This window comes from Streptomyces ossamyceticus (assembly GCF_001418475.1).
In the GTDB taxonomy this organism is placed as follows: domain Bacteria; phylum Actinomycetota; class Actinomycetes; order Streptomycetales; family Streptomycetaceae; genus Streptomyces; species Streptomyces ossamyceticus.
This window is the reverse complement of record NZ_LIQX01000373.1, coordinates 1-7,649: the sequence shown is the minus strand read 5'-3', so window position 1 is coordinate 7,649 and position 7,649 is coordinate 1. Positions and strand designations below refer to the sequence as shown.

4 protein-coding genes and 1 pseudogene are annotated in these 7,649 nt (G+C 62.7%); 2 read left to right on the top strand and 3 right to left on the bottom strand.

Annotated elements, in window-relative coordinates:
* Positions 1-497 precede the first annotated feature (497 nt).
* Positions 498-1,160: a hypothetical protein gene (locus tag AOK15_RS45215; RefSeq protein ID WP_157870373.1), complete on the bottom strand. Its 663-nt coding sequence runs from the start codon at positions 1,158-1,160 to the stop codon at positions 498-500.
* A gap of 842 nt (positions 1,161-2,002) precedes the next feature.
* On the bottom strand, positions 2,003-2,299 hold the full coding sequence (locus tag AOK15_RS26000) for a hypothetical protein (protein ID WP_055520783.1): 297 nt from the start codon (positions 2,297-2,299) through the stop codon (positions 2,003-2,005).
* 188 nt (positions 2,300-2,487) lie between these two features.
* Here AOK15_RS26000 and AOK15_RS25995 point away from each other — a divergent pair, with 188 nt between their 5' ends.
* Positions 2,488-2,631, top strand: a complete 144-nt coding sequence (locus AOK15_RS25995; protein ID WP_157870372.1) for a hypothetical protein — start codon at positions 2,488-2,490, stop codon at positions 2,629-2,631.
* A gap of 2,260 nt (positions 2,632-4,891) precedes the next feature.
* Here AOK15_RS25995 and AOK15_RS25990 read toward each other — a convergent pair.
* A complete protein-coding gene (locus AOK15_RS25990; protein WP_055520781.1) occupies positions 4,892-6,568 on the bottom strand; it encodes an SWIM zinc finger family protein in 1,677 nt (558 codons plus the stop codon).
* A gap of 686 nt (positions 6,569-7,254) precedes the next feature.
* Here AOK15_RS25990 and AOK15_RS25985 point away from each other — a divergent pair.
* Positions 7,255-7,422 (top strand): annotated as a pseudogene (locus tag AOK15_RS25985) (IS110 family transposase); the annotation flags it as partial.
* Positions 7,423-7,649: the final 227 nt, after the last annotated feature.

Sequence of the window (7,649 nt, the reverse complement as noted above, 5' to 3'; positions counted from 1 at the left end):
CCTCATGCAAGATCGAGGCTAACCTCTCGCCGCGCTTCCAATCCTGCGAAAACGCAGATAATTTGAGCGTTTCCGTTGCCCCCGAGGGGTAATTTGGTAGCCGACACTCCAATAGAACAGCGAACCTGGTTCACACAAAGGAATATCGCCGGGCTTTACTTGGTTAAGCTCAAACTCGACGCTCGCCTCTTCGCCGGTATCGAGGTCAATCACATCTGCAGCAAAATAGGTAGCGTAGCGCTCAGTGACGACGCCCTCCCAACGCGCCAGGGGTAGGAAGCGGCCCGCCTTCGATACTTGAACGGTGTGGGGTTTACTCGGGACACGAATGCGATTCAATCGTCGACCAGGTGGGGCACTGGTAGCGTGAATCTGTTCCTCTGTGACGACTTCCCTTCCGGAAGTTATCACGGGAGCCTCGCTAGGAAGGACAGCCGGCACCTCCCCAACAATCTCCTGTGCCGTAGGAGCGAGCTCGCCATTCATAGTGATCGCCACTATTCCCCCCAAAGGCTTGAAACGATGCGCTCTCGGCACTGAATTACTCGCGCCGTATGCGCATCCCACTCATCCCTCAAGACTTCCAGTGCCCAATTAGGCGTGGTGGAGTCCGTGTTAACGAACTCGTCATTCACGTCAATGAATATACCGTTCTGCACCTTGGAAGAAGGTTGCACCTTTACTCGAACGCGCCCGTCATGCTTATCAGGCCGCATTCCCTCGACGTGAAGATTTAGCGTCCGTGGATCCTCAAGGATGTGTTTCCAGATCCGTTCCTTTGGAACCAGTTCATGCCCAAATGCATCCAGCGCCTCACGTGAAGGTGAGGCGTAATGGGCATGTGAATTAAGTCCGATCTTCGTAATCGGAGTACTGCTCAGAGCGGAAAATGTCCCAAGTGCTAGGTCTCTCAACGGCTCGAAGAGCGGGAGAGCGATGCTCGTAATCATCCAGCGGGTGTCAACAACTTCGATGCGCACCCAATCGGTTTCGAATACGCAAAAATCATTGTTGATGATTTGTACGTTAGAATCGCTGGTTTCATCTGCAGACAGCAAGCCTTGCGAGACGAACCAAGCTGGCTGAAAAATCCGTGGATTGAACGCACCGATGAAAACAATGCTGGCAGAATCATGCTCAGGTGAGCGCGACTCCCGCATCTCGGTTCCTCCCTAGTGGACATGCTGCTTACCAAGCTACCGGCTACTAGTCAGTGCTGTCTGCAGTACAGCCGCTGTCTCACTGGATCAGCTGAAAGTGATCTAGCTGTGTGGCGGCTACCAGGCAACAACACGGAAGTTTCGCCAACTCGGCAAGCATCGCCAGGTGACTCGGGTGGAGGGCAGGTGACAGGACTCTGGCGGCCCAGCACTCAGACCGGCCAAGGCCTACCGAGCTAGGCGATATGCGCCAGAAGCCCTAATTGTCCCTGCTCTCGATTGGGTGCTTCGGCTGGGATCTCGCTGTTGCCACTGTCGGAGCCTGGCTACGGGCATGGCCTCCCTGCACCGCAGGTTGCTCACCCAGCACCACGGCCGCACCAGATGAAACGGGAAACACGGCGCAAGCCGCTCAGCCCGATGCCGCAGCTTCCACGGCATTCATCCAGATCAGACCGATCCACTCCCGGTGATCGCAGCCTCCCAAGCTCATGGCTCAGGCATCGTCGTAACGGCCCCGGCCGTCGTGACTCGCTCTGGTCGACGGCATTGGCAGTGTGGCTGGGGCCGGTGCAGCGCGACACACACGTGCGTGGTCGGTCGGCGCACCCATCGTCGTGGCTGGCTGTCTGCGGCTGAGGTTCAGGACGGGGCGCATCGAGGGTGCCGGCCGCCAAGCAGTGCGGCGGAGTTGGGCCGTCTCTGGGCCGTCCGAGGACGCTCAACAGTGGCCAACAACGACTAACGACGACCACCAGGCGCACGAGTCCATCGCCCCTGACCAGCAAGAACCCAGCTCACCAAGATCCCCGGCAAGACCCAGGGCAAGAAGAAGCAGTGGATCAAGCCGGGTGACGCTGGCGAGCGCAGAGCCAGCGGACACCCTTCACGGCGTACACGGCGGCCATGAGCACGAAACCAGCGCAGGTGAGCCAGAACCAGGATTCCGCGACTGCAAGACTCAGCACCAGGCCACCGAAGAGCAACAGGGGGGCGACGACGTCCAGCAGGTAAAGGCGCGCCTCGAAATGCACCGCCGAGTCGGATCCGCGCAGTCGGCGGATGACGGGAACGAGGCCGTGGGCCTGCAAGACGACCAGGCCAAGAGCGAGCCACACGAACCAGCCGGGTATGTCCACGGCGCGTACAAGTATCGCGCCCCCGGAACCCTTGAGTGTCTAGTAACTGCGTGACAACCCCGACGAACAACGGCGGACGCGCGCGAACGTCAACGGACCATCCCCACAGGTGAGAGGTGCATCAGCCCAAGGCCGAGCGCCCACCCAAGTTGCTTCGGGACGAAGAGGTCACTGTTGAGGCGCGCCGCATGACCGACGATACGCCGCTCTGCCTCGCGTGCAGCCAGGACCTGGAGTTCAACGGCATGTTGCGTTCCAAGCGGGAGGACGACGGCCGACAGACCTGCCGGTCGCTGTGGAGTGGAGCCGAACGGCACCTCTGGATGGCCTGAGGCAGAGACCAACCAGACGAATCGTTGGAGGTCTGCCCAGACCCAGCCCGTTTCGGTGGCATCCACCCCTGCCATGGCCTTTGTGGATCACAGATTCTCCATGAAGCGTTGCATTATCCCCGCTCGAAAGCGATGGCGCATTCCCAAAAGAGGCCACAGATTACTTTTCACCCTAACGGGCTAATCAAGATGGCCCGCAAGTGGCGCACTTTCAATCAAGAACACAAGGCTTGAATGGGTCCATGGAGGTAGCCACATCCCATGGCAGAGGCCTCAAGTTTCCAGAAGGTCCGCCACAATGATCCACGTGCGCCATTTACACATCGTGAATAAGTTGCGCAGAGCATGGAATGCTGGAGACGGCCCAAAGGTAAAGTGATTTTCGCTAACTTCCCATTCAAAGCTATATGATTGGATTCACCTCATGAACATAGCAGGACTGTTGTCCCAAGCCATGTGGGGGAACCCGGCCGAATCAGAAAATGTTCAGCCGGACGAAGCCACTCTCCACGATACCGCGAAAGAACTTGGATTGGGCCTTCCGGATCAGGTGACAGGGCTTCTGCACGAGACAGCTGTCCAAAACCTGCTCAAACCCGTTGACGTGCTTGATATGAGGGAGAATGGCCGAGCCGGCCTACTTCAATTCACACAGGACGAGTGGGATTCTGCGATTGTCGATGCTCGTAGCGTTGACAACACTATCGGGCAATCCTGGATGGAGGTTGTTCCACTGCGCGACGGGCACCTCCTTGCCTACCCTCAGAGTGCCGACATGGAGAGTTTTCGTGTCGCTGTTTGGCTACCCATTGCGCACGGGACTAATAGCCATCGACTGGTAGCCGTAGACCTTGGGTGGGGCATAAATGGGAACGATTTCGAACCTCTCCGTGTAGTTGGAAATACCGGGTGCACTCTGGCATTCGACGGCGAAGGGGAGGACATGCGATTCGTATGCCTGGAATCCGGATGCCATCACGGATGTGACGAGTTTTGGACAGCAACGCGCGGACGTTTGAAGCTGACTGGATGTGCGTGCTCATGACTGCATTGCTCGCCGAGGATCGCGGCCTTCTACAGCCCCTCTCCGACTGGAGTTCAATCCTCACATTCATACTGGCCGTTCTTGCAGCAGCATGTTATGCGTACGGTGTCAGACAGCCATTGCGCGTTCGGGCTTCGAGAGTTACAGCGTCTCACACTAACGGGGGATTCAGAACCGTCGTCACGATCGACGTGCGCAGCAGGACACGAAATACTCAGACAGTGGAGGAGATCGCATTCATCAAGAGGCCGAAATTTTGGGAAAGATTCTTCCATCCCCACTGGCCGAAGTCGAATCTTCCCGCAACTCCATTCGATTGGACTTCAATAGTTAATGGGCTTTCAGTAGATGGGCACGACAGGAGAGTTATAAAAGGGTATTTGAACACGGCGAATGCGGCAGATTTTCCACCGTATGGTACGGATACTCGACTCATTCTTCGGGCGGTCGGTGAGCGTCCCACTATTCTGAGAATCGAGGATTGAATGGCGCGCATTAGCTATTCTGTCCCAACAGGTCAACGCTCAGCGGCTCAGAGGTGACCACGTCGGCTGAAGCGCTCGACGACACAGCGGCTGAACTCCTAGAACCCCCTGGCACGGCCGATGCTTCCACTCCACGACAACAAACTGAGCACGAACGGGGAACTGACCGTTGAGCGAACGAACTGCTCAAATCGGTGTCGACTGGAACTGTGGACTATCCGTGGACTCGTCCCGCCTGATCTGTCAGAGGCAGGGCCGTGACCTGCTGAGTTACCCCGCTCCCAAGGGGCCTCCGGAGCCGTGTGCGCAGGTTCGAATCCTGCCGGGGGCACCTTGCATAAGGTGCCCGAAGACCCCGCCATCAACGCTTTCGCTGAGAACGGGGTCTTCGCGTATGCGCAGGCGTATGGTCGCTCGGAGCGGCACTGTGTCGGGCACTGCGGCCTGTGCGTGGACTGGCCGCGAGGACGGAGACCGCAAGATTGTCCGCACTGCGCCAGGACTTGCTGCGCCACCCGCCCCTGCGGCGGTGGCGGCTGAAGTGCCGGACTGGCCCAGGTGGAGTCCGCACCGGCCGAGCGGCACACGCCGGTGGGGACGAGAGCCGTATTCGGCCTTCCGCCACGCATTCCAACGAATCCGCGGATCTACTCGGCGAGGTGCTGACCGCGGGCCCCCGGCTCGAAGGTGCATCCCTCCAGCAAGGTGAGCCTCCGAGGCTCCGTCCGGGTCACAGACCGTGTTCATCCATCAGACGCATCAGATTTCGCTTGCGCCTCTGAGTGATGCGCAGATTCGCGACGTACACCGCGAACTCGTCCTCTGTGCCCAAACTGCGGTGGCAGTCGCGAATGCTCAGCAGCAGGCCGACGAGCTGCTCGTAGACATCGTTGCCGGTCTGCTTCAGCAGTGGTTCGGTCAGGCGCAGGTAGACGCCGCGTGCGTCGGCGGGGCGGTCGGCGCGGGACTGGTCGGCGAGGGAGAGCCACTGCCGGTCGTCGGCACCGGTGTCGGTGGCGGCCTGCCAGGCGGCGTCGGTGTCCTTGTCGTCGAGCAGGACATCGACCAGGACGGGGCCGCCGTACCAGCCCTCTCGCCGCCGTACCGCGTCGGCACGGAGCAGGGCCAGGGCCGCCTCACGCTCGGTCGGCCAGCACTCCGCGGCGCGGGCGGCGGCCCGCAGCTGCTGGTAAGTGAGCAGGGAGAGGCGGGCGCCGAAGTGGTCGCGGCGCAGGGCGACCGCGTCGGAGTGCCGGCCCACCTGCGCGTAACGCTCGCAGAGATGGTCGACGAGGGCGGTATCGACGGTGGCGAGGTCCTCGGCCTCCCGGATACCGCGTTCCGCCCAGCTCAGCGCCTCGTCGGGGCGCCTCGCGGTGTCCAGCTCGCGGGCGATGACCAGGTGCGTGTGTCCGTTCGGCGCGAGGTCGGCCGCGTGCACGGCGATCACCGCGTCGACGTCGCCTCCTGCCCTGGCCAGACGCTCCATCAGGTACTTCTCGGCCCAGCCGCGACGATTGGCCCGCCATGTCTCAACCGCCAGCTTTCGCAGAACGCCCATTCCCTCTTCGCCTAGGACGTCTTCGTAGTCGAGCGGATCGATGTCGGTGAGTCCGTCGTCCATGTCTCCGAGGGCGTGGCCGACCAGCCAACGCGCGAGCTCCTCGGGGTCAGGGCGGGCGGCACGGCAGGCGTCGAGGTGGGCGCCGGCGAGGTCGGCGCCGATCTGTCCGAGCCAGCCGTCGGAGTCGTCGACGCTCTCCACGGCCTCGGCCAGCAGCCGCATCGTCTCCCGCGCCAGGGTGATCGCGTCGGCGGCCCGGCCTGAGCCGGCGAGCGCGCTGATCGCGGACACCGCCTGCCCGGCCTGATCGGCGTAGGCGCGGGCATCGGCGTACTCGACGTAGCCGTATTGCGCGAAGGGACCGATGTCGAGCAGGTCGCGGATACGGGACCGGACCGCGGCGAGGTCTCCGCGGGCGCTCGCGGCTCGCAGTTCCAGACGGCGCCGCAGCTGCTTGCTCTCGTCGATCTCTTCCCGCAGCAGAGCGAGCAACTCCGGCTGGGAGAGGGCGGACAGCCACGCGTCGAGGTCCTGCGCCCGGTCGCGGGCCGCCTTCCGCTGACGCGGCAGGCTCTCCCGCTGGGCGAGCACCGTCAGGCCGAGGGCGACCAGGTGCTTGCAGAAGTTGCCCTCCATGCCGTACGGGCAGTCGCACTCGCCGGACAGCCCGCCGGGACCGTCCAGGGCCAGCTCTGCCTCGTACCGTTCCGTGCCGTGAACGGTTGCGGTGACCCAGCCGTCACCGACCTCGACCCCGGTCACCGCGTCGAGATAGCCGCGCCCACGGTCGAAGGAGCGAGAGCCGGCCAACTTCTTGAGGTTTGCCTCGGTGAGGCCGCGCATGTTTCTCTTCCGCCCTGCTGTGGCTGTGCACTTGGTGCGTCACCAGCCTAGGCGAGGCCTGGGGTGCGCCGCCCATGACTTCGGTGGGCTTGACCTCCAACTCGTGAAATGCCAGGGCTGGTCGGCCGATCACGGACGATCCAGGCGCGTGGTGTGCGGCTCAGGGCTCGGCTGACGAACCAGTGGACACAGAGTCCCACCGGCCTGCGCTGGTAGGGCCCTTCCGGTCGAAGCCGCTACGGCGCAGTGGCGAGTGGCCGACTCAAGTCAACGGCCCCAGAGTTCCCGGCGCTGCAGTTCCCGGATGTGTTCGGCGGCTCACTGCGGGGCGGTGCCGCCGGTGACGAGTACCCCGGCTTCCAGGTTTCTGCGTACTCCGGATTCGGCGAGGCTCGCGCTGCCCATCAGCAGGATGTGGCGGTCGGCGACAGCCAGTTCGGCGTGCTGGCGGGCACGCTCGTGCTCGCGCGCCTCGGGAGCCCAGTGCCACAGTCGCAGACCAGGTGTCGAGGTGAAGGCGGCAGCCGGTTCGCGTCCGTCGAGGAGCCCGGCCGCGCCCTCCCGGGTTCGACGACGACATGGACGTCCACGCCTCGAGTGACGGCTTCACGAAGGGCCGATATGAGGGGCGGGTGGCGGCGGGCCTCGTAAGGCCGGTGACCTGGATGTCGGCAGGATGGTCCGCCGACCCGGCCTCCCGCACCTACTACGACAAGCAACGCAACCGAGGCAAGACCCACACCCAGGCCCTCCTCCGCCTCGCCCGCCAACGCATCAGCGTCCTGTTCGCCATGCTCCGCGACGGCACCTTCTACGAATCCCGCACACCCGCGGACGTCGAGCTCGCCGCATGACCCCAGCAAGACCGAATCACCCCAAAACCGACAGGGGCGCCTGACGAAGGACATAGGTGCGCCGTGAAGCGCGAGTTGTTCGAGTGGCGGTGAAAGGACGCCACCGCCGTCCTGTCGCAGCAGGGCGGTTGAAGCTGAGGGCAGCCCGACCCGGGAGGTGCCGGGAAGGGTGGCAAGCGGCCCTGACAAAGCCGGGACGTATCAGCACTGCCAGATGGTGCGGGTCC